This is a genomic window from Streptomyces sp. SID10853, assembly GCF_010548145.1.
Lineage (GTDB): Bacteria > Actinomycetota > Actinomycetes > Streptomycetales > Streptomycetaceae > Streptomyces.
The window spans coordinates 1-1,818 of sequence record NZ_JAAGLN010000467.1 but is presented as its reverse complement, the minus strand read 5'-3'; the positions used below and the strand labels follow the sequence as shown (position 1 = coordinate 1,818).

Genomic DNA, 1,818 nt, shown 5'->3' with positions numbered 1-1,818 from the left:
CCCGGTTCGCCCGGTTCGCCCGGTGAACTGCCCGGCGGCGTCGGTGTGCCGCTGCCGGTCGGGCCTGCTGACGGACTCGCGGAAGGGGTGTGGGAGGGCGCGGGGCCGATGACGATCCCGCCGCCGTGGCCCCCGTCACCGTGTCCGCCGCCCGCACGTCCGCCCTGCCCGTCCCCGTGCCCGTGGGCCTTGGCGGGCTGTGCGCCGTCGGACGCGCTGCCCGCGCCCGGGCTGTGCGGCAGGACCCCCTCGCCGTCCGGGACCTCATGCGTCCCGTTCCGGTAGAAGGAGAGCCAGGACAGCACCAGCCGCAGATAGGCGTCGGAGTGGTTGTAGCTGAGGACCGCGCTGTCCAGGCCGCCGCTGCTGCGGAGATCACGGCCGCCCGCGCAGAGGTAGTGGCCGGCGGCGAGCGCGGCGTCGAAGACGTTCTCGGGGTCCTTCTTTCCGTCGTGGTTCCCGTCCTGTCCCCAGGTCGCCCACGTGGACGGGATGAACTGCATCGGGCCCACCGCCCGGTCGTACGTCGTGTCCCCGTCGTACGCCCCGTGGTCGGTGTCCGGGATGTGTGCGAAGCCCGAGCCGTTGAGCACCGGGCCGAGGATCGGCGCGAGGGTGGTGCCGTGCGGGTCGACCGCCCCGCCCCGCGCCTGCCCCGACTCGACCTTGCCGATGGCCGCGAGCAGCTGCCAGGGCAGCCCGCAGGCCCGGTCGCTGCGCCGCAGCTGTGCCTCGGCCGACCGGTAGGCGGCCAGTACGGTCGCCGGGATCCCCGACTGCTCGTACACGGGACCCGCGTCACCGGCGTCGACGGGGTTGCCCGGCGGGGGTGGTGTGACCAGGGGCGGGATCTCGGTGTGGAACGAGTTGTCCGTGGGGCCCGCGACCTGGGCGGTGGCCTCACCCGCGGGTACGGACGCTCTCCTCGGCTGCGGCTGCTGATGGTGAACGAGCCCGGGCGCCTGCGAGGCAGTGAGCGCCGCCATGGCCACCGCGGCCACCGCACTGCCCCCAAGCCCTCGTCGCATCCGCCGCACGTGCCTCATACGCCGCTCCCTCTTCTGGGTCATGGGATCAGGGGTCAGGGGTCGGGAGTCAGGGGTCAGGGGTCAGGGGTCAGGGGTTGAAGGTGTCGATATCCGCGATCCGCCACTTCCCGCCGCCGCGCACCGCGTCGACGGCGAACATCGCCGCGGCATAGGTCGTCCGGTCCTTCTTGGCCGCCGTGCCGGTGTTGCTCTGGTCGGCGTAGAGGAGCACCCGGGCGCGGTCGCCGTCGATCAGCTCCACCCCGCTCTGGGTGACGGTGGTGGTCAGCACGAGCTTCTGCTTGGCGGCCTGCGCGCGTACGGCCGCCAGCATGTCCTTGTGCTGTTCGACGGCCTTGCCCGTGAGGAGGGTCGCCGCGGCCCGGTCGGCCTTGGCCGTGTTGGCGTAGTCGTACGAGAAGAGGGCGTTGACGGCGCTGGTGACCTGGCCCTTCACCTCGGTCGTACGGGCCACGTCGCTCAGCGCACCGTTGCCGGCCGCGTCGTCGTCGTGCAGCGCGGAAGCCTGTGTCCCCGCGTACGCGGCGAACCCGCCGAGCAGCACGGTGAGAACGGCCAGCACCACGGGCAGCCGCACCCGGGCCCGGAGCGAACGGCGCGCCGCCGGGACACTCCCGGACGCGGCACCGGCCGCATCCGGCCCGGCCGCATCCGTCTCGGTCCGGTCCGCGGCTGCCTGGTCCGGCTCTGCCGGGTCCGACTCTGCCTGCTCCGCGGCTGACTGCTCCGCGGCTGACTGCTCCGCGCCGGTCTCGTCGGGTGCCCCGGG

The 1,818-nt window shown here is 73.8% G+C and carries 2 protein-coding genes; both read right to left on the bottom strand.

The features are described from left to right. Positions 1-1,046, bottom strand: a 1,046-nt coding sequence (locus G3I19_RS36375; RefSeq protein WP_164267928.1) for a lytic transglycosylase domain-containing protein, incomplete at its 3' end; no start/stop codon positions are given. Positions 1,047-1,116: 70 nt separating this feature from the next. Further along, positions 1,117-1,818: nuclear transport factor 2 family protein (locus G3I19_RS36370; RefSeq protein ID WP_164267927.1), on the bottom strand; the 702-nt coding region annotated here is incomplete at its 5' end.